Origin of the sequence: Paenibacillus sp. P46E (genome assembly GCF_001909095.1) — a bacterium.
Classification (GTDB): Bacteria; Bacillota; Bacilli; order Paenibacillales; family Paenibacillaceae; genus Paenibacillus_AQ; species Paenibacillus_AQ helianthi.
This window is the reverse complement of the sequence record NZ_LVYZ01000003.1, coordinates 39,374-60,687: the sequence shown is the minus strand read 5'-3', so window position 1 is coordinate 60,687 and position 21,314 is coordinate 39,374. Positions and strand designations below refer to the sequence as shown.

Below are 21,314 nucleotides of genomic sequence, written 5' to 3'. Positions count from 1 at the left end.
ACTTTTTGAGTTAGACTAGTGGATTAACCGGTTCGGCCTGTTCCACTTTGCGCGGCGGATTGAACCGGTACACGATATAGCCCACGATGAACGGCAGCACGATGGTGACAATACCCGCGCTGATGTTCACGGATTCCTTCATGAAGATCAAGGTGGCGCCCATCAGGATGCTGTCAAACACCACATGGCTGAACATAACGGCGATAAAGCCGTAGCGCAGGAAAATGTAGCTGAACAGCAGGCCGATCACGGTCAGCTCAATCGGACGCGAGCTGATGGGATAGATCGGATACAGGGTATGTCCGAACGCCCAGACCAGTGTGGTGATCAGGGAGGCCAGGAAGGTGCTGCGAACGATTTTCTTGACCATACGGATACCGAACAGACGGTAGATGGCTTCCTCGGACAACCCGGCAAGCCAGGCCACAATAGGCAGCAGCCAGGCATATCTCATGTTGTATGGAGACTGGCTGGCGTCGGTGGTGGACCAGTTGTGCAGGGTGAATGACAGGATAATGAACATGATGGTCTGTACGCCAAGCAGGATAAAGGCCCAGACATAGCCGGCACGCATACTGTCCAGCACATACCGGCCATAACCCGGTTCTTTGGCGCGCGGCCAGGGATTCAGACCTTCTTCTTTACGCCACAGGCCGTTACCTCCCACCAGTGAGAAGTAGAGCATTAGAGACATTAGCAAACTGTAGAAAATATAGAAGATGAGCGTGATGAGGCCCGTTAGACGGCTCTGCAGGCTGTCTCCGCTGGCCTCCGGCAGCATGTTATAGGTGCTGACCAGCATGATTGTAAAATGGGCGGCGCTGAGGAAAATCCCCCGCTTGAACGAAGTATGCCCTCTGCGCAGAATGCTGTAGATCAAAGCCAGAATGCCCAGTGCCAGTGTGGGTATGCCATAGCCGAGCCCGGTCACCCAAGTGGCCATGGACGTTTGATCTTTGACATAGCTGATATGCCAGGCGGGAGCTGAGAATCCAGCCCGGAAATAAGATACCTGCTCCTGCTGGAATTTGAACCGGTATTGCAGCTGCGATTCTCCAACCTTGACGGAGCTGTCGGTATAGACCAGTCCATAATTGTCACTATCCGCCTGGATTTGCAGCTTGGAGGGATTGGCTCCCCAAGACTGAAGCCAGGGACGGGCGAGGTTCTCCTTCTGCTCAAGTGAAAGCTCCGGCTCACTGGCCGCGCTTTTGCTGGAAAGAGCGGTAGCAGAAGTTGTCTCTGTTCCCGTGCTGAAGCCGGAATGTTCGCCGCGCCCAAAGCCTACGACCTTGCCGGTATACATATTAAGATCCACTGACAAAATCGGGACGGCTTGGCCGGGAGCGTGCAGGACGGCATGAAAAACATCGAACGGATAACGCTGATCGAGCTTCTTCTTGGAATATTGATCCAAAAGTTTTTCCCGGGACATATAGCCGTAGAAAGAAGAGTCGGTCCGGTAGCTCACAGCCCACTCTTCTCCTGTGGACTCCGGATGGCCAAGCTGCTTGGCTGCGAATACGGCGGCTTGCTCACGGGCCTCCTTCTTGCTGATAGGGGTGGTGTCAGACTCACCTGTGCTCCCGTGGAGCTGGGGAGCGATCTGGAACAGAATGAACACGATGAGACCGATAATACCCGCAAGAATGAGTCTGGTAGTAAGGGGCCGCTGCTGTAGGGGCTGGCCGACGGAATTCATGTAACGCCTCCTTGTGATGATAATGATGCTGTTATTTTTCATTATAGTATTACTGGCAGGCCTTTTACAAAAAAATACTGTATTATCCTTTTACGTGAAGATAGCTGTACTTATGCTTGTTTTGTCCGTACGCCTTCATTCTTCTGCATTAACACAAGGTGGTAATACTTAGAGCCTGCAAGAATACAGCATACCGCAAAAGGCAGCCCCAATAGAGCAGTCCAGCCGAGTAACGCCCAGTCGGGATGCCAGCCGCTGCCATAAGATGCCGGGAACATATATGTATTGATCAGATTGCTCTGTAAAGGAACCGCAAAGGCAACGGGCAAAAACAGCAGGGAGAGTGCTCGTGACCTCATCAGATAATAGCTGATTTGCAGCAGGCCAAGTGCCAGTGTCAGGGCTAGTGTATAGACCAGAAATGAGAAGAACAGCCAGAACATATATTGGGTCATCTCGTGAAAACTGGACTTGCCTGCGGCGAGACCGGCCAGGAGGCCAACAACAGCTGAGACCCCCAACACCACATTCACACGCATCACTGTAACCCATACAGCGGCAATCCCTGACAGCAGCAGCCGCAGCCGGCGCTGAGGAAATCCCAGCCACCAGGGTAATTGCTTGCGTTCAAAGCTATTGCGCAGCAGCATCCAGAATGAACCGAACAATACCGGAAATATGAAAGGTAAACGGATTGCGGACTGCATCGCATTCAGATTGCCGGAGGTGAAATAAAACATCGCAACGGCAATAACGGGAGCGGCAAGCTTCAAGATGCGTACAGCCTGATGCTTCTCCATCTGTTGCAGACGGCTGGAGTCAAGCTTGTACAGGGTGACGAATGGTGATTGGCTCCTTGCCGAAAGGTGTCTATCCTTTTTCGGTTTACGGACGGTCTCTGCCTTTGAGGAGGCTGCCGCAGGGATGCTGCGTCCCCCCATTTGTCCAAGCCCATTCACCGCAATCCTGGGCATCAGAAAATAACAGGCCGGCCACCCGACAACGAGGAGTGCAGCTGTATAGAGGATGATATACGATGGTGCTGTATATTGCATGTCATAAATGCCCAGAGCCTGTGAGTTGAGAAGCCCTATAAGAATAAACGGAAGCATCCAGAGAATTGAATACGGGAGGAGGAGCACCCGCGCAACTCTCCCGGGACGCATGATGAGGCTCGCCAGCAGGCCGAACACAACGGCTATTGGCAGAAGAACAAAGATGAACATTAGGTATGCTGTAAGGGTATAGACTAGCTCTCCGGCGGGAAGCGGCGTATAACGTCCTGTAAAGGTTGAAAGGCAGTACAGGACAATCGCTTCTATATACAACAGGAGCGTAAGATTGAGGCTGTGTCTGAGCAGGCAGGCTCCTTTGGCATAGAGCAGGGTGAGCCGGCTGTGGGGAAAGGTAAGCACCCAATCCCTATTCCGCTGCCCTGGAAAGGAGGCCATATGAAGAAAGGAGATACCCATGCTCACGGTCCACAGCAGGAGGGCAACAGTTATGAACGGAGACCGCTGCGATGTGTTGAAGCCCGGGAGGTACATCCCGAGAAACAGCAGCAGAGGGAATAGGACCAGCACGGTCAGACTGCGCTGCTTCTTGCTGAATCTGGCTGGACGATAGCGGCTGTATTCCAGGCCGATTAGTGTTCTGAGCGCGCTCATGCGAACACTTCCCGGTATCTGGATTCCACTGATTTGCCGGAGCGGCGCAGAGTGTCAACATCCTCGATACCCTGGATTTTCCCTTCGCCCATCAGGATCAGCCGGTCGAACAATAGCTCCATCTCACGGATATCATGGGTTGCAATGAGAAAGGTCCGGGCGCCATCCGCCAGCTCGCTGACCACAGCCGAGGCGATGCGTTCTCTGGAAATCAGGTCAACGCCGGTAAACGGCTCATCCAGCATAATCAGCGGTGCCTTCCGCGACAGGCATGTCAGCAGCTGGAGACGTGCCTCTTCTCCCCGGGACATTGCGGAAATGAGGACCTCGGTTGAGACGGAGAGCTGGAGCAGCAGCTGTTCAGCTTTGTCTGCGTCCCAGTCCGGGTAGATGCCTTGGGCAAAACCAAGCCATTGCTCTACAGTCAGCCAGCCGGGGAGATTCGCGCGGTCAGGCAGCATAGACAGTACACCGAGCCGGTCAACTCCCGAAGGCTTGCCGAAAACCTGTGCAGAGCCTGAATCCGGCAGGGTCAGGCCGGCAAGAATACGCAGCAAAGACGATTTGCCTGCGCCATTCGGTCCGAGCAGGCCGGTAATGCTGCCTGTTGGGATCTGAAAGCTGATTCCGTCCAGTATCATTTTTTTCTTCACTGTTAGTCTTATATCCTTGCACTCCACCGCCACGGGTTCATCATAGGGTACGGAAAGCCTGTTATTGTCTGTCATTTGAATCCTCCTTATCGAAATTCAGCATTTGCTCTGCCGAGAGTCCGAGCGACTCCGCTATGATCTTGAACTCTAGGACGGCCTTGCGCATGATCGTCTTGCGTGCCTCTACAATGACCGCCTCCTCAAGGGTAACGAAGGTTCCCTGGCCGCGACGGGTGACGATTAGACCGATACGCTCAAGCTCCTGGTAGGTTCTGGCCGCAGTCGTCGGATTTACATTTCTTCCCGCGGCCAGCTCCCGAACAGAAGGCAGGCGCGAGCCGGGCGGGATGAGCCCGGTTACGATCCGTCCACGGATGGCGTCAACAAATTGCTCATAAATCGGGAGCGAAGGATTGATCTGGAATTGCTCCGGTAAAAGCTCATAGGATTGCTCCATCGGTTCCTTCCTCCAACCTTTGTTGTTATGTGTGTATGGATACATGCCATACACTTGATGGGTGAAGTGTACCATGTTACACCATACAATGGCAAGAGCAGGAATGATGGATGTAAAATGAACCTTTGTGAAGTTGGGTAATAACGATTATAATTTGTATGTTTATTACGTAAGTTGCGAAAGGATGAGATGTTTGGCTTCACCCATTCCAAAAATTACAAATTTCAGATTTCTGAAGCTGTCTCCGCCGCAGATTCTGGTGCTTGGCTTTGCTGCCGTCATTCTGACCGGGACCTTGCTTCTGATGCTTCCGATGTCGAGTACATCAGGAGTATCGCTCAAATTCATTGATGCATTGTTTACTGCAACCTCGGCTACCTGTGTCACCGGGCTTGTGGTGGTGGATACAGGTACGTACTTCACTGTGTTTGGACAAATTGTAATCATGCTGCTTATTCAAGTCGGGGGACTAGGGTTCATGACGATGGCGACCCTGTTCGCCCTGGTGCTGAAACGCAGAATCTCCCTGCGTGACCGGCTGATTCTTCAGGAAGCCATGAATCAGAGCTCTATGGAAGGCATTGTAAGGCTGATCCGCAAGGTGCTCATCTATTCACTCGTCATTGAAGCAGCGGCTGCAGCCATACTCTCACTGCGCTGGGCATTTGATATGCCGCTGGGGCGTGCCGTCTACTTTGGTATTTTTCATGCGGTTTCGATGTTCAACAATGCAGGGTTTGACATCTTTGGAGACTACCGAAGCTTGACCGGATATGTAAACGACCCTATTGTCAACTTCGTGGTCATGTTCCTGATTATATCCGGAGGCATTGGCTTCATCGTTATGTCAGATTTGGTGGAATTTCGGCACACGCGCAGGTTGTCTCTCCACAGCAAGGTGGTTCTGTCGATGACAGCGGCGCTGATTTTACTTGGAGCAGTTGTTATTTTTGTATTTGAATTCACCAATTCCCGGACCATGGGGCCGCTGAGCTTCGGGGGTAAAATCTGGGCTGCCTTCTTTCAATCCGTCACCCCGCGTACAGCGGGAGCGAATACATTGGACATTGGCAGTCTTCGTCAGGCCTCGCAATTTTTCATCGTCATCCTGATGTTCATCGGTGCTTCACCAGGCTCCACAGGCGGGGGCATCAAGACTACGACCTTCACCCTGATGATCGGTGCAGTAATCTCGATGCTGCGCGGCCGCGAGGATATTGTCTTGTTCCGCTACCGGCTTGCACAGGAACGTGTATTCAAGGCGCTGACGATTACGCTGCTGGCGCTGCTGCTGGTTGTGTCTGTGTCGATGATCCTGTCCACCACGGAGGATCGGGCGTTTCTTATGATACTGTTCGAGACTACTTCGGCTTTCGCTACAGTGGGCCTCAGCATGGGGCTAACTCCGGAGCTGAGCCAGTTCGGTAAAATCCTGATCAGTCTGACCATGTTCGCCGGACGGCTTGGGCTTCTAACACTGGCGTATGCAATTGGGCCGAAACAGGGTAAGCAATTATATAAATACCCGGAAGGCAAAATGATAATTGGATAAGGAGTTACGGATATTATGAAAGCACAGCAGTTTGTCATCATCGGTCTTGGCCGCTTCGGCTCAAGCCTTGCCCTGGAACTGATGGCCATGGGCTATGAAGTGCTCGGTATTGACCATTATGAGGAACGCGTAGAGGAAATGAGCGGCCAGCTGACCCATGCCGTCGTTGCGGATGCCACAGATGAGGGAATCATGCGCTCACTGGGTGTGCGTAACTTCGACTGCGGCATTGTGGCGATTGGCGATAACATGGAGCGGAGCATCCTGGCGGCGATTCTGCTGAAAGAACTGGGTGTGAAGCAAGTGGTGGCCAAGGCGATTTCGATCCTTCACGGACGGGCCTTGTCTAAGCTTGGCGTAGACCGGGTGATTTTTCCTGAACGGGATATGGGCATACGTGTCGCTCATCAGCTGACTACGCCCAACCTGCTGGACTATATCGAGCTCTCCAAGGATTACAAGGTGGTCGAGCTGACTGTTCCCGCCTGCATGGATGGTAAGAGCCTTTCTGAGCTCAATACGCGGGCCAAATACGGCTGCAGCATTATTGCCCTGAACCGGGAAGACGGTGTAATTGTCGCCCCGACAGCCCATGACCATGTGCATCAGGGGGATATTATGGTGGTTATCGGTTCCAATGCAAGCATCGTGGAGTTCGAGGACGAAGCGGTGAATGTGGAGTTGTGAGCAATCGCAGGTAATGTTACACGATAGAAACATAAACAAACGCCCGGATACGCATCCGGGCGTTTGTTTATGTTTGGAGCGAGGCAATGGTGATGAATATCCGTGAGTAGGCATCTTTGATATTGGCGGAATTTACTTTGTCATTGTGTAGTCCGTAGCCCCAAGATTGCATTTTTCCGCCAGCCTGATAATAGCCTGTGATATACATTCCTGACTGCATCTACATCAGGACTCGCTGTCAGGAGAAAATAAAGTTCTCTACTGAAAATAAAGTAATAGACTTGGCAAATATAAAAGTAGACTGGGAAAATAAAATATGGGACTGACGATGCTTCATTAAGCTCTAACGGGCAGAAGAGTGCGGTGGAACGGCTGTTTATTATTGCTTTCTTTTTTGCCAGAGTAACACATCCGCTTCACCTACAATATGATGAGTCTAGAAATCTAAAGAGGTGAGCCAATGGCAGTCGTGAAATCCAGGAAACAGGATATTGATATGTTGGCAAGGTTGCTTCGAGCTGAAGCTGAGACCGAAGGCGAAATGGGCATGCTCCTTGTTGGAAATGTTGGCATTAACCGAATAAGAGCGAATTGCTCCGATTTTACAGGAATCCGGACAATTCCACAAATGATCAACCAGCCGCATGCATTTGAAGCGTTACAACATGGTATGTACTATCAAAACGCAAGGGACAGGGAACGCCGTCTGGCGCAACGGGCTGCGAATGGGGAGCGGAATTGGCCAGGCGAATTCTCCCTATGGTATTTCCGTCCAGGATCGTTCGAAAATCCCGGACCATGTCCGCAAACTTGGTATGATCAGCCGTTCGTAGGACGATGGAAGAAGCACTGTTTTTATCAACCGACCGTGCAAGAATGTGAAAATATATATAATACGTAAACGAAAAGAGCTCATTAGGATCTCTTAACCTGACCTGTCACAGCCATATGTCGGTTGACAAGAACTTTATCTCATTAAGTGCCGCGTAAATCGCGGCTTCTTTGGGTTTAGTTGAATAAAGTTGTTGTCGGGTTAGAGATTGAACTAACGGAGAACTTTAGTTCAATGAAACAGCGACAGTCTTTGACGTTATTATCTCGTCCTTGGCTGTCGCTGTTTCATTTTCTAAGGTCAGTCTAAAACTATTTTTTCTGCTGACACTCGCAATTTTCCCCTTCTGAACTCAACTGCAGGCACAGCAAGGCATCGCTACTCCCGGCCCGGCAGGAACACGGCCTCAGTTACCTGTACGAGGCAGCGTGCAGCCGTGCTCAAGCTTCCGTTGCTTGGATAGATCAGACATGTCGTCCGCTGGGTCTGCTCCAGCTCCTTGATGTGCAGCGAGACCAGGCCTCCGCCGTTCAGCAGCTCGGAGCGCAGATAGGACTTCGGCAGCAGTGCCGCGGCTTTGATCGTCGGCAGCAGCCGGACAATCGCCTCGAAGGAGTCGATCTCCATACGCACATCGGGATCGGTACCGCTGCGCTGAAACAGCTCGTCGGTCATACGGCGGTACCAGGTACCCTTGGAGAAGAGGATCATCGGGAGCCGGGAGAGATCACTCATGGTCAGCTTCGCAGACAGCGCCAGCGGGTGATGCTCCGAGACAACCAGACGGAGCTGATCCTCGAACAGAGGGATGCAGCGCAGACCCGGCTCCTGAGTGGCGGAAGCGATAATTCCGAGATCGGACCTGCCTTCGCTGACCGAGGAGACGATCTCATGCGTCTTGCCGGTGATCAGCTTCAGCTCGGCTGCCGGATACTTCTCCATGTAGGCGTTCACCAGCGGCGGCAGTGTGGTCTGGAGTGTAGTGAGGCTGGCACCGAGTGTTACAAGCTGCGGCTCTCCTTCCTTGAACTTCGATAGCGCTTCCAGAAATTTGGAACGCTGCTGCCTTTGCTCCAGCGCATAGGTATAAGTAAGGCGCCCTACCTCCGTCAGCTCCAGCCGTTTACCGAACCGGTTGAAGAGTGCAACACCGAGCCGTTCCTCCAGCTTGGAGATTTTGCGGGAGAGGGCGGGCTGGGACAAATTAAGCTGGCGCGAAGCCCGGTTCAGGCTGGAATGCTCCACGACGGCAGCAAAAATATCCAGATCATCAAACATAAGCGCTCCTCCTAAAAGTTTTGTAAGCATAAACTTAGTTTTGTGAGCATGACTTCCTGAGTCTACTTCGTAAACCTAAACTTGGTGTCCGTAAATTCAGTCTTGATGGAAAGTGATAAATGACATATCCGTTATAAGGAAGTATCCTTTGCAAGCAAGGGATAGCAAGGCTTTTCCAGTAATTATCACGTTCTAAATGAGAATTATTATCACATTAAAAATATTCTTATGCGTTTATTGTATAACGATTAATAATTAGATTGCAATTCCCTTATAAGAGAAAAAGGAGTAACATGAAAAGTGACACAAGATATTCACATATTGTGAAACATACAGCAAAGTCCGGGAAAACAATGAATAGCGGTGAAAAAAGACATTTTACGGGCTTTCCGAATCCCGATGCCCCCTGTTTCAACTGTACTCCCGGCAGTGTATGCTCATTAATGAAAACGCTGTTTTATATCGGAAAGGGGACACTTTGCATGAGAGGATTTTATTCCAGAAAGATTCATTCCTTGCTTGGCGTTATCCCGCTCGGGTTCTTTTTCCTGGAGCACATGCTGACGAATTTCTCGGCAGTAGAGGGAGGCGCTTCCGGTTTCACGGACAGCGTGTTGTGGCTGAACAGCCTGCCGCTCGTCTTCTTCCTGGAATTGTTCGGCATATGGCTTCCGCTGCTGTACCACGGGGTCTACGGGCTGTATATTGCTTATCAGTCCAAGCCAAACCTGAACCGTTTCAATCTTGAACGGAACTGGCGGTATACGCTGCAGCGGATCAGCGGAGTGATCACCTTCATCTTCATTGTCTGGCATCTGTACGAAACACGGTTTCAGGTGGCGGTCGGCAATGTGGAGCACGAAGAGCTTGGCGGTGTTATGCATAACATCGTAACCCAGCCGCTGCTGCTGGCTGTGTATATTATCGGTATCCTGGCAGCCTGCTTCCACTTTTCGAACGGTCTCTGGTCGTTCCTGATCAGCTGGGGCATTACCGTGGGACCGCGTTCCCAAAGAGTATCTTCCGTAATCTGCCTGGGTCTTTTCGTGATTGTCAGCTTCATGTTCCTGTTCTCCCTGGTTACCTTCCGCGATGATGAGTTCCAGGCTACGGCTTCGGCTGTACAGTCGCTGCGTAGTCTGATTTAAGAAATATAGAAAGCGCGTCCATCTTTGGACGAACCTTAGGATGTAATATACAGGTAGAAATTCCGCATAACAATTAGGAGGGAACAATCATGGCATCAGCCGATATCATTATCGTGGGCGGAGGGCTTGCCGGCCTGATGGCTACCATCAAGGCGGCGGAATCCGGCGCGCATGTACATTTATTCTCCCTTGTTCCTGTCAAAAGATCGCACTCGGTCTGCGCGCAAGGCGGCATTAACGGTGCGGTGAATACCAAAGGCGAGGGCGACTCGCCCTGGGAGCATTTTGACGACACCGTATACGGCGGTGACTTTCTCGCCAATCAGCCTCCGGTCAAAGCCATGTGCGAAGCGGCACCAGGCATCATCCATCTGATGGACCGGATGGGCGTTATGTTCAACCGCACCCCGGAGGGGCTGCTTGACTTCCGCCGGTTCGGCGGCACGAAGCGGCATCGGACAGCCTTTGCGGGCGCGACGACCGGCCAGCAGCTGCTGTATGCACTGGATGAGCAGGTCCGGCGCTGGGAGGCCGAAGGCATGGTCACCAAAAGCGAGAACTGGGAATTCCTCTCGGTGATCCTGGATGACGAGCGGGTATGCCGAGGCATCAGTGCCCAGAATCTCAAGACGATGGAGATTCAGACCTTCCCGGCAGATGCGGTGATTCTGGCGAGCGGCGGTCCGGGGATTATTTTCGGCAAAACGACGAATTCGGTCATCAACACCGGAACGGCTGCCAGCGCAGTCTACCAGCAGGGTGTGCATTACGCCAACGGCGAATTCATTCAGATCCATCCGACCGCAATTCCCGGCGATGACAAGCTGCGGCTGATGTCCGAGTCGGCGCGCGGCGAAGGCGGACGCATCTGGACCTACAAGGACGGCAAGCCGTGGTACTTCCTGGAAGAGAAATATCCTTCTTACGGGAATCTGGTGCCGCGCGACATTGCTACCCGGGAGATTTTTAACGTATGTGTGGATCAGGGGCTTGGCATTAACGGTGAGAACATGGTGTACCTGGACCTCTCCCACAAAGACCCGAAGGAGCTGGATGTGAAGCTGGGCGGCATTATCGAAATCTATGAGAAATTCATGGGCGATGATCCCCGCAAAATCCCAATGAAAATCTTCCCGGCCGTACATTACTCCATGGGCGGCATGTGGGTCGATTATAACCAAATGACTAATATTCCCGGGCTGTTTGCTGCCGGGGAATGCGAATACCAATACCACGGCGCGAACCGGCTCGGCGCGAACTCGCTTGTATCTGCGATCTATGGCGGCATGGTTTCGGGGCCGAAGGCTGTTGAATATATTAAAGGGCTCAAGAAATCGGTACAGGACATTTCCTCTACCGTCTTTGACACCTTCCATAAGACGCAGACGGATAAATATGAGTCTCTGCTGGCGATGTCCGGCACAGAGAATGCCTACGTCATCCACAAGGAGCTTGGAGAATGGATGACCGCCAATATGACGGTCGTACGCGAGAACAAGAAGCTTGAATCGACCATCAGCAAAATCAAAGAGTTGAAAGAACGTTACCGGAGCATCAACATGAATGATACGTCACGCTGGAATAACCAGGGCGTAGCCTTCACCCGCCAGCTATGGAACATGCTGGAGCTGTCCGAGGCCATGACGCTCGGGGCCCTGCTGCGTAACGAGAGCCGTGGTGCGCACTATAAGCCGGAATTCCCGACACGCAATGATGAGGAGTTCCTGAAGACGACCAAAGCCAGCTGGACAGCAGAAGGTCCGCAAATCTCCTATGAAGCGGTAGATGTGTCACTGATCCCTCCACGGGTGCGTGATTACTCGAAGGATTGACCTGCGTGGAAGCAAGTTTTATACGAAGCGATTTCATAGTTGCAATGCTCACAAAACTTTTAGGAGGTAACAGATATGGCGGAAACGGCTGCAGCTCCCAAAAACGTAAAGTTTATCATTACCCGCCAGGATGAACCGGAAACGGCCCCGTATACGGAAGAGTTCGAGCTGGCGTACCGTCCGGGGATGAATGTAATCAGTGCTCTGATGGAAATTCAGCGTAATCCGGTCAATGCCAAGGGGGACAGCACGGTTCCGGTCTGCTGGGAATCCAACTGTCTGGAAGAAGTATGCGGAGCCTGCTCGATGGTAATCAACGGCAAGCCGCGCCAGGCCTGTGCTGCCCTGATCGATAATCTGGAGCAGCCCGTGCGTATCGAGCCGATGAAGACTTTCCCTGTGGTACGCGATCTGGTGATCGACCGCAGCCGGATGTTTAACGCGCTCAAGCGGGTTAAGGCATGGATTCCTATTGACGGCACCTACGATCTGGGCCCGGGCCCGCGTATGCCGGAGAAGAAGCGCCAGTGGGCCTATGAGCTGTCCAAGTGTATGACCTGCGGTGTCTGCCTGGAAGCCTGTCCGAATGTCAATGAGAAGACCAACTTCATCGGTCCGGCGGCCATTTCTCAGGTCCGTCTGTTCAACGCCCACCCTACGGGCGAGATGAACGCCGACGAGCGTCTGGATGCCCTGATGGAAGACGGAGGCATCGACGGCTGCGGTAACTCGCAGAACTGCGTACGGGCCTGCCCGAAAGGCATTCCGCTGACGACTTCGATTGCCGAGATCAACAAGCAGACTACCAAGCATATGTTCAAGCGCTGGCTGGGGGTATAAACAGCAGAACTACATTTGAATTTTCCAGAACCATCCCGGGGCGTGGGTTTCCAGCCAGGCCGGGATGGTTTTTTTTATCTGCTTTCGGCATTGCCCCATTAAATTGCTTGTTCAGCTCTGAAGTGAGAAGGCAGATTTGCGGTTATTTTGTATGAAGAGGCCGTGAATAGCCGCCATAGCCGGGAAACTCCACTCGTGCGCGCCGGATTTAATTTTGCAATGCCCTGTTTTGTTTAATATCGCCTTATGGTGATCCGTCGTTCCCGGGAGGTATGCTAAAGGAAGCTAGTCATCGCCAAAGCGGCGGGAAGAGAGGTGGAGCCAGAGCCGCAAGCGGGCGGATAACATCATGATGCCATTCTCACATTGTACAATGTCCAGTCTTCTTCCGGCCGGTCTGCAGCAGTGGCGAACTACGAATTGGAGGTTACCATGATCAAATCCGAACGCAAAAAAGGACAACGCTTTATCGTATGGTTGGGTGTGCTTGTATTGACGCTGGCGGTCAGCATCCCGTTGTCTCCTGCCTTGGTATCAGCTGCCTCTGCGTTTAGTCAAACGCCTGCTTCCGGCTACAGCAGCCAATCCGGAATCCAGCTTGAGGCCTCAAGCGAAGGCGGTCAGAACGTCGCATTCATTGATAATGGAGATTATATTGCATTTAACAATGTGGAATTCGGCAGCGGTGCGGCTTCCATCGATATAAGAGTCGCGAGCAATAACAACGGCGGAAATATCGAGGTGCGGCTGGACAGTGCCACCGGAACGCTGCTGGGAACGGTTGCCGTTCCGGGAACCGGGGGGTGGCAGTCGTGGCAGACCAAGTCCGCTCCGGTCAGTCCGGTAAGCGGAGTCCATACGCTTTATCTTAAATTCACCGGAGGCACCGGCAATTTGTTCAATGTACTCTGGTTCAAATTCAATGCGCCGTCCTCCGGAGGAGATGTTGTCGGCAAGCTGTTTGCAGGGTATCAAGGCTGGTTCAATGCGGCCGGAGACGGCTCTCCGAACGGCGGCTGGGTACACTGGTCCAAGAACAGCAGCGCACCTGCGGCGAACAGCAGCGTGAACTTTGAACTGTATCCTGATATTCGGGAATACTCCAAGCTGTACCAGACCAGCCTGGGAAGTCTTGGCAACGGATCTCCGGCCAAGCTGTTCTCCTCGTATGATCAGGAGACGGTCAACAAGCATTTTGAGTGGATGCAGACCTACAATATTGACGGGGCTGCACTACAGCGGTTCGGAGCTGATGAAAGTGACGCACCTAATGGCTGGAAGACGAACCGCGACAGTGTGGCGGTTAAGGTTAAAAGCGCGGCGGAAGCGTATAACCGCAAATTCTATGTCATGTACGACACTTCCGGTATGAATGCGGGCAACTGGGTGAACGCGATCAAGCACGATTGGACGGCAAACGTCGTGAATGCCATGCATCTGCCGTCTTCTCCGGCCTATGCGAAGCAGAACGGCAAGACGGTTGTATGTATCTGGGGCATCGGCTTTACGGACCGTCCGGGGACTGCAGCCGAATCCGCCGAGTTGATCAGCTGGTTCAAAAGTCAGGGGATCTATGTGATCGGCGGAGTGCCCACCTATTGGAGAACGGGAAATAATGACTCTAAGTCCGGTTATCTGGACGTCTACAAATCACTGGATATGATTTCACCATGGTTTGTTGGACGCTTCGGCAATCTGGCGGAGGCTGACAGCTTCAAGACGAACCTGCTGCAGCCGGACTTTGCCATGACCGAGCAGAACGGCATCGCCTATCAGCCGGTGATCTTTCCGGGGTTCTCCTGGGCCAACATGACCGGAGGCCCGCAGAACCAGATTCCCCGTGCACACGGCGATTTCATGTGGAGGCAGGCCTATAATATCAAGAGCTCCGGCATCAGCACCGGTTATATTGCGATGTTCGACGAATACGACGAAGGAACAGCGATTGCCAAAGGGGCTGAGAACAGCTCAATGATTCCAGCCAACCAGTATTTTCTGGCCTTGAATGCAGATGGCACTGCGGTGTCTTCAGACTTTTACCTTCGTCTGACAGGGGATATCAACCGGCTGTTCAAAGGTCAGATTCCGCTGACGGTGAATCATCCTACCAGTCATCAGTAGGACTGATGTTATCTTTCGCAGCCTTCAGGGGGACACAGTCTCCCCGGAGGCTTTTTCAAAATAAAGAAATTATATGCTTGAATCCAAAAACCGCAGGAGGATCTTATAAACATGAGAAATCAAAGCATTCCGGCAGACTGCCATAAAACCACATCGATGAACCCTGTGATTACAAGTATTTATACCGCCGACCCTTCGGCGCATGTGTGGGAAGACGGCAGAGTGTACATTTATGCCTCCCATGATGTCGATCCGGCCAGAGGCTGTGACCTGATGGACAGATATCATGTGTTCTCGTCCGGGGATATGGTGAACTGGCGGGACGAGGGGGAGATTCTGGGCTCGGAGGATGTGAAATGGGGCAGACCCGAAGGCGGGTTCATGTGGGCGCCTGACTGCGCATGTAAGAACGGCACCTATTATTTCTATTATCCGCATCCCAGCGGCTCGGATTGGAACAGCACCTGGAAAATTGGTGTGGCAACAAGCCTGGAGCCGACCCGGGGATTCACCGATCAGGGTTATATTCAGGGACTCGGTGGTTTTGCCATGATTGATCCGGCTGTGTTTGTAGACGAAGACAACCGTGCTTATATGTATTACGGGGGCGGCGGGAAATGTGCAGCCGGGGAGTTAAACGAAGATATGATATCGGTCAAAGGCAGCATGAAGGAAATGGAGGGCCTGGAGGACTTTCATGAAGCGGCTTGGGTCTTCAAAAGAAACGGCGTGTACTATCTGACATATTCGGATAATCTGGAAGGCAACAACTGCATGCGGTATGCGACCAGTGATCAGCCGCTGGGCCCGTGGACATACCGGGGGATATTTCTGGAGCCTACCGGCTGTTCGACGACCCATGGCTCCGTGGCAGAATTTAAGGGCCAGTGGTATATGTTCTACCACAACCAGGAGCTGTCGGGAGAAGGAACGCTGCGGAGCGTGTGTATCGACGAGCTCTATTTCAATGAAGACGGAACGATCCGGACGGTAGTGCAGACCCGGGAAGGCGTGAAGCCGGTGGGGGAAGCTCCACTTCCGAATCCGGAGATGAAGAGTTATGATGCAGCGGACAGCGAGGCTGGCGGCGGTGCGTTTATTTCAGTAACGGAGGAGGGGCGAGCTGTTGCCGCTGGTATGTATGCCGCAGAAGCGTACTGCCGGTTCCATGCTGTAGATGGCGGTGCGAAGGGCGGACGGGCTGAGATCCGGCTTCAATATGCTGCGGCAGAGCCGCTTGCCAAGCTGCGGCTTATGGTGAACGGCAAGGACTACTCGCTGATCAATGCGCCTTCAACCGGCGGGAAAACGGCATTTACAGGCTGCACCGGCCTTACTGTACATTTGGAGCCGGGAAGCGGCAATTTCATTACCTGGACAGGCGGCAACGGGGATATCCGTATCAGCGGGATGACCGTCAGTCCGCTGGATTAAAGGCGTCTATGGATTTAGTACAGGAAGTTTAGGGGTACAGGCTTGGAACCGGTGAAGCGAACAGCGGCTGGAGATCCAAGCCTTTTTGCGCTGCTGCGAAATCATAAATACCCGTGAGGAGAAGCGGCTAAGCTGCGGCGCTCTCTTCACGGGTTATATGATAGACATTATTAAGGCTTATGTGGGCTTCGCATAGAACGGCTAGCGTCCCTCCATCCAGGAATACCGGGGCTGCCACCCCAGGGTTTCCTTCGCCAGCCGGTTGCTGACGACAGCTTCCCGGCCTTCGAACCGGCTGCGGCGGTCGTGCACTTCAGGGTAAAACTCATTCAGCAGACGCTCCGTAGGCCAGTTGCTCAGCGTATCATCCGCTGTAATATTGAGATTCTCAGCTGCACCGTCTCCATGCTTCAGTGCCGCAAGGCAGGCATCCGCGGCATCCCGGATGTCGATATAGCTCCATAACGTTTTTTTGAATCTTTCGGGCTGCTCAGGCTGGATATGGGCGTATTCAGCTTCGGTCATCACCGTAGAGAACCGCAGGGAGATAGCCTTCATTTCGCCTCTGCGGTTGAACATGGCGGCAGCAGCTTCATTGACGACCTTGGACAAGCCGTAGCATTCGCGGGGCTGCTGCGGATGCTGCTCATCCACCGGCACATACTCCGGGGAAAAGGGCAGCGGCGCCCAGGCGAAGCCGTAGGAGGATTCGCTGGAGCCCAGCACGACCCTGTGGATGCCAAGCAGTCCGGCAGCTTCCAGAACGTTATAGCCGGAGAGGACGTTATTGGCGAAAATATGGGCCGGCGGATAGAGTAGCGGCGCCGGAATGGCGGCCAGGTGCACAATGGCATCGGCACCCTGCAGCGCACCCGCCAGCTGGCCCAGATCGCTGAGGCCGACCACCAGCTGTCGGCACTTCAGCTCCCCGGACTTATGCTGATCAAGTGAGATAACGCCGTATCCGGCCAGCTGAAGTGCCTGGATGACGGCCGAGCCAAGCTTGCCGCTGCCACCTGTTACGGCTATGGTTTCCATAAGCGGTACCTCCTGTAGAGTGGGATATGCTTCTTAACTCAGGGCCGGATCAGGGTTCCGTCCGCCTTGCGGTCCAGAGGATAGGGATGATAATAGGCCACAGGCTTCCAGCCAGCGCCAAGCAGCCCCTTCGCCTTCACCTCATCGAGCTCTATGCCGAGCCCCGGCTTCTCCGAAGGATATAAATATCCGCCTGTGCGCCGGATATGTCCGGGGAAGGCTTCCAGCTCCTCTTCCCGGAAATGATTGATTTCCTGGATGCCGAAGTTCCAGGCGACCAGGTCCAGGTGAACGGCTGCAGCCTGGTTCACAGGGTCGTTCTCTCCGCCTTCCTGCCAGGCTGTCCGCACGCCGAAGGCTTCGCAGACGGCAGCGATTTTGCGGCAGGCGCTGATTCCTCCCGCCTTGGACACTCTCACGCGCAGGAAATCAATCAGCCGCTCCTGAACCAGCGGCAGCCATTCCTGCGGGTTCGTGAACAGCTCGCCGACTGCCTGGGGGGTTGATGTCCGGGCACGCAGCTGGCGGTACCAGCCGAGCTGCTCCGGCGGCAGGGCATCCTCCAGATAGAACAGCGCATACGGCTCCAGCGACTTCGCCAGCTGGATCGCCGCAATCGGCGACAGATGCTCATGCACATCATGCGTAAAGCCGATAGTGCTGCCGAATTCAGCCCGGAGTTGCTCGAACATGGCGGGCACAGCCTGCAGATAAGCTTGTTCATCAAAGGCCCTGTCCTGAATCCAGGACGGCTCCGGCAGGCGGCTCTGCCCGCCTTGCAGGAAGCCGCCGCCGCCGTAGCCTCCGAGCTGGCAGCGGATGACCGAGTAGCCTTCTTCCAGATAACGTGCGACATCCTCCTTCAATTCGGCCACTGAATTCCCCGTGGCATGCCCGTAGCAGGGAACTGCGGACCTGACCGCCCCGCCGAGCAGCCGGTATACGGGCATTCCGGCCTCCTTGCCGAGAATATCCCACAGCGCCATGTCAATACCGCTGATCGCCGTCTGCGTAACCGAGCCGTTCCGCCAATAGGCGCTGTGCTGCATGGTCTGCCACAGCTCCTCAATATAGGCGGTATCCCGTCCGATCAGCAGCGGGGCGAACAGCTGCTCAATGACCTGCACGACCGCTTCCGGGTTATACAGATCGGAAGCGGAGCCAAGGCCGTACAGCCCATCACAGTCTGTAATGACCTGAACGATGGTCCAGCTTCCGTCCGCTCTTGTGCGGATGCAGCGGATGGCTTTGATTTTGGCCATGCGGATCACCTTCCTTTCTAGCGGACAGTCCCGGGAATCCCTACAGTTACAATCTTGAAGCCCTGTACAGCAAGAGCAGAGCCTATTGGAGCATCGGCGGCTTCTTCCAGAATGGTAGTCTCATAAGGTGCAGCTTCCGTGTGCAGCTTGAGCTCGGTGTCCTCTGCCGCGAGATTGTACCAGCGGGCAACCGCATCCCCGCTGCTCTCGGCGATCTTGAGGCTGGAGAAGGCGAGCCGCTCCCCTGACCACTCGAGCCACCCCGCATCCGGCGGCAGTTCTCCGGTATGCAGCTGCGCAGCCGATGTAAATGCCGGGACGGGGAAGGCGTAAGCCTCACGGTAGGCTTCGTAGCGGTCATCCGCGCCGCCATGGGGAATGATCATCCATTCGGCTTCACAAGGGCCAAGGCACTGGGCCTCCGGTGTCGGGAACACCCCCCAATCTCCCAGCTCTCCCACAGAACGGAGCAGCGTAACGGCAATCGTGCCCTGTCCGTCCTGAAGTACCTCGTATTCATTCAGCCCCTTGCCGGATATCACCAGCCCCCGGTCCGGACCGTGCACATCCACAAACGTCTGCATGTGGTGGCAATAGCTGGGATTCTTCCACTCCGGCGCCGGAACCGTCTGCCGCTCAGCCACCTCGAAGATCGAATCGGCGTAATGCACCGCAGTGTCGATACCGGCGGGGAACAGTGCACGCAGCCGGTGGTCACAGGCCTGATTATCGAAGGAGGCCGTCACCTTCACACCGGCGCCTGAGCGCTCCAGGCTGACCCGGGTTGCGATGCGGAGCGGTACAGTGCTGGCGGAACGTCCGGCCTGACGTTCGTTGAAGAGCACCATTGTACGTACTTCCTCCGCAAGCTGTCCGTCCGCCGCTGCCGGGATTTCCAGGTGATGCACAATCTCTATCGTGGCCCGCCATGGCGTATCCTCCACGAGCGTGATTTCCGCAGGAAGCCCTGCTGTGGTAATGGGAGTTTCTCCAAGCGGCTGGTAGAAAATATACTCATTGCCGATATCCCCGGCATCCTCGTATACTCCCAGGCCTGCATAGGTCATGCCGGTCTTCTTGTCGAGAAGCGTCAGGCTTCCGTTCTGCTCCACAGTTACCCGCATGAAGTCGTTCTCCAGCGTATGGGGGGATACGGCCAAGGAAAGGCTGCGGCCTTCATCCCCAGTCACCGCTGTTAGAGCTTCAACAGGATCTTCACCGGTATCAGGAATCCAGGCGAAGGAGCGGTAGCCTATTCCGGGCAGTCCGCGCGCTTCGAAGGTAATCCGCAGCGCCCGCGCCATATAGGGCTGTCTGAATTTGTCGTCCGGCAGATCGTAACCGAAGCGTACGCCGAGATCGGTGATCTCCGCATCGAGCGCTGTGCCCTGCGCATCAATAAGCCTTCCCGCGGCATGAGAACGCCGCTCCACCTCGCCGGCGATTTCGACCGGATTCTCGCTTTGCTTGAAATAGCGGCGGCTCCACTCCAGCTCCAGTGTCACCACCCGGGATTCACCGTAGCCGCTGGTATTGAACACGGTGAACGGCACTGCATCCGCCCCATAGGCCGAGAAGCTGGAGGTATTGATGCGCGAGCTGATGAAATCTGCACTCGACCGGGCCAGATTTCGTCCGACCTCCATGCTCTTGGCGAACCGGGTTTCCATTTCGCGGTACACTTCATCTACGCTGCAGCCGCAGATGCTGTCATGCGGGTGGTTCTGCATCAGCGTCTTCCAGGCATAGCGGAAGAGCGCATGCGGATAAGGCGAACCCAGCGTATGCGCCAGGGCGGCCAGCGGCTCAGCGGTCTTCTCCAGCAGCGTCTGCGCCTGCTGGTTCAGCTGTTTGATCCACACGCGTGCCGAAGCTGTGTTGACGAGCGAATACCAGCCGTCCGTGCGCTGGCCGCGCAATTCGCCGCGGATGCGGGTCAATTCCCCGGGCAGCTCAGCGCGTAGGCTGCGGATGTAGCTGTCATAGTCCGAGTGCAGGAACTCGGTATCCGGATACAGTTCCCGGGCGGTGCGCAGCGCTGCGGACAGGTTCTGCTGAACGGGCTGGTGATCGCAGCCGTTCAGCAGCAGCAGATGCGGTGTGGACGCATAGCGCGTTGCCTGCTCCAGCCGCTGATCCCAGTAGATCCTGGCTTCTGCGGGATCCTCCGGGATCTCCATGCCGTTGTTATACCAGTTGGCAAAGAGGATGCCAAGCACCTCAGAGCCGTCCGGCGACTCCCAAATGAGCTCCGAGAATGGAGACTCCAGGTGTCCGCTGTCCAAGGCCTGATTATTGAACCCGGTTGCCTTCACGCCCCGGCCGAACACGGCAGTCCCGATTCCGGCCTGGCGGAGGATCTGCGCCGCCTGTCCCATGTTGCCGAAGGAGTCAGGGAAATACCCGAGCCGGGAGACCGTGCCAATCTCCTGCGCATCGCGCAGGCCAATCTGCAGGTTGCGGATATTGGCCTCACTGCTGGTCAGGAATTCGTCCTGCAGCACATACCAGGGGCCGGCGGCCAGCTTGCCTTCGCGGCTGAGCTGCAGCAGCAGTTCTTTTTTCTCGGGATGAACCTGCAGGTAGTCTTCGAATACGATCGTTTGCCCGTCAAGGTAGAAGCTGCGGAATTCCGGATCACGCTCGAAGGTGTCCAGCAGTGTGTTCATCGTTTCGATCAGCCGGACATGATGGGCTTCATAAGGCATATACCATTCCCGGTCCCAATGTGTGTGCGAAACGACATGAACCGTTTGTTTTGCTTTCATGGAGGAGCCTCTTTTCCTTGGGGTTTCGAATATACATCCTTCA

General features: G+C 54.3%; 16 protein-coding genes. 8 read left to right on the top strand and 8 right to left on the bottom strand.

Annotated elements, in window-relative coordinates:
• Positions 1 to 10 precede the first annotated feature (10 nt).
• The 4 genes from A3849_RS02935 to A3849_RS02920 form a co-directional block, all read right to left on the bottom strand.
• Positions 11 to 1,702, bottom strand: coding sequence for a CPBP family intramembrane glutamic endopeptidase (locus tag A3849_RS02935; protein ID WP_074110106.1), 1,692 nt, complete (start codon positions 1,700 to 1,702; stop codon positions 11 to 13).
• A 110-nt stretch (positions 1,703 to 1,812) separates the two neighbouring features.
• Complete coding sequence (locus A3849_RS02930) at positions 1,813 to 3,369, bottom strand: hypothetical protein (protein WP_074110105.1); 1,557 nt, start codon at positions 3,367 to 3,369, stop codon at positions 1,813 to 1,815.
• Entirely contained in the window at positions 3,366 to 4,097 is a 732-nt protein-coding gene (locus A3849_RS02925) for an ATP-binding cassette domain-containing protein (RefSeq protein ID WP_074110104.1), read from the bottom strand. Before A3849_RS02925 ends, A3849_RS02930 begins: the two co-directional genes overlap by 4 nt.
• On the bottom strand, positions 4,084 to 4,479 hold the full coding sequence (locus tag A3849_RS02920) for a GntR family transcriptional regulator (RefSeq protein ID WP_074110103.1): 396 nt from the start codon (positions 4,477 to 4,479) through the stop codon (positions 4,084 to 4,086). The genes A3849_RS02925 and A3849_RS02920 overlap by 14 nt, the downstream gene beginning before the upstream one ends.
• Before the next feature lie 193 nt (positions 4,480 to 4,672).
• Here A3849_RS02920 and A3849_RS02915 point away from each other — a divergent pair, with 193 nt between their 5' ends.
• From A3849_RS02915 to A3849_RS02905, 3 genes are all read left to right on the top strand, one after another.
• Positions 4,673 to 6,031 (top strand): TrkH family potassium uptake protein, encoded by a 1,359-nt coding sequence (locus tag A3849_RS02915; protein ID WP_256700630.1) that lies wholly within the window; start codon positions 4,673 to 4,675, stop codon positions 6,029 to 6,031.
• Positions 6,032 to 6,046: 15 nt separating this feature from the next.
• Complete coding sequence (locus tag A3849_RS02910) at positions 6,047 to 6,718, top strand: potassium channel family protein (protein ID WP_074087152.1); 672 nt, start codon at positions 6,047 to 6,049, stop codon at positions 6,716 to 6,718.
• A 460-nt stretch (positions 6,719 to 7,178) separates the two neighbouring features.
• Positions 7,179 to 7,619, top strand: coding sequence for a cell wall hydrolase (locus A3849_RS02905; RefSeq protein ID WP_074110102.1), 441 nt, complete (start codon positions 7,179 to 7,181; stop codon positions 7,617 to 7,619).
• 309 nt (positions 7,620 to 7,928) lie between these two features.
• Here A3849_RS02905 and A3849_RS02900 read toward each other — a convergent pair whose 3' ends face one another.
• Positions 7,929 to 8,828, bottom strand: coding sequence for a LysR family transcriptional regulator (locus A3849_RS02900; protein ID WP_074110101.1), 900 nt, complete (start codon positions 8,826 to 8,828; stop codon positions 7,929 to 7,931).
• A 482-nt stretch (positions 8,829 to 9,310) separates the two neighbouring features.
• Between A3849_RS02900 and A3849_RS02895 the strand changes: the two genes are divergently transcribed.
• From A3849_RS02895 to A3849_RS02875, 5 genes are all read left to right on the top strand, one after another.
• Entirely contained in the window at positions 9,311 to 9,976 is a 666-nt protein-coding gene (locus A3849_RS02895; protein WP_074110189.1) for a succinate dehydrogenase cytochrome b558 subunit, read from the top strand.
• Between the two features lie 89 nt (positions 9,977 to 10,065).
• Positions 10,066 to 11,808, top strand: coding sequence for a succinate dehydrogenase flavoprotein subunit (sdhA, locus tag A3849_RS02890; RefSeq protein WP_074084063.1), 1,743 nt, complete (start codon positions 10,066 to 10,068; stop codon positions 11,806 to 11,808).
• Positions 11,809 to 11,883: 75 nt separating this feature from the next.
• Complete coding sequence (gene sdhB / locus A3849_RS02885; RefSeq protein WP_074110100.1) at positions 11,884 to 12,648, top strand: succinate dehydrogenase iron-sulfur subunit; 765 nt, start codon at positions 11,884 to 11,886, stop codon at positions 12,646 to 12,648.
• A gap of 432 nt (positions 12,649 to 13,080) precedes the next feature.
• The gene (locus A3849_RS02880; RefSeq protein WP_083613344.1) at positions 13,081 to 14,769 is read left to right on the top strand and encodes a carbohydrate-binding protein; all 1,689 of its coding nucleotides are present in this window, start codon (positions 13,081 to 13,083) and stop codon (positions 14,767 to 14,769) included.
• 111 nt (positions 14,770 to 14,880) lie between these two features.
• A complete protein-coding gene (locus A3849_RS02875; protein ID WP_074110099.1) occupies positions 14,881 to 16,203 on the top strand; it encodes a family 43 glycosylhydrolase in 1,323 nt (440 codons plus the stop codon).
• 201 nt (positions 16,204 to 16,404) lie between these two features.
• On the opposite strand, the gene A3849_RS02870 is transcribed toward A3849_RS02875, so the two are convergent.
• The 3 genes from A3849_RS02870 to A3849_RS02860 are packed head-to-tail and all read right to left on the bottom strand — an operon-like array spanning position 16,405 to position 21,271.
• Positions 16,405 to 17,241, bottom strand: coding sequence for an NAD-dependent epimerase/dehydratase family protein (locus A3849_RS02870; protein ID WP_074110098.1), 837 nt, complete (start codon positions 17,239 to 17,241; stop codon positions 16,405 to 16,407).
• A gap of 38 nt (positions 17,242 to 17,279) precedes the next feature.
• A complete protein-coding gene (locus tag A3849_RS02865) occupies positions 17,280 to 18,503 on the bottom strand; it encodes an enolase C-terminal domain-like protein (protein WP_074110097.1) in 1,224 nt (407 codons plus the stop codon).
• 17 nt (positions 18,504 to 18,520) lie between these two features.
• A complete protein-coding gene (locus A3849_RS02860) occupies positions 18,521 to 21,271 on the bottom strand; it encodes an alpha-mannosidase (RefSeq protein ID WP_074110096.1) in 2,751 nt (916 codons plus the stop codon).
• Positions 21,272 to 21,314: the final 43 nt, after the last annotated feature.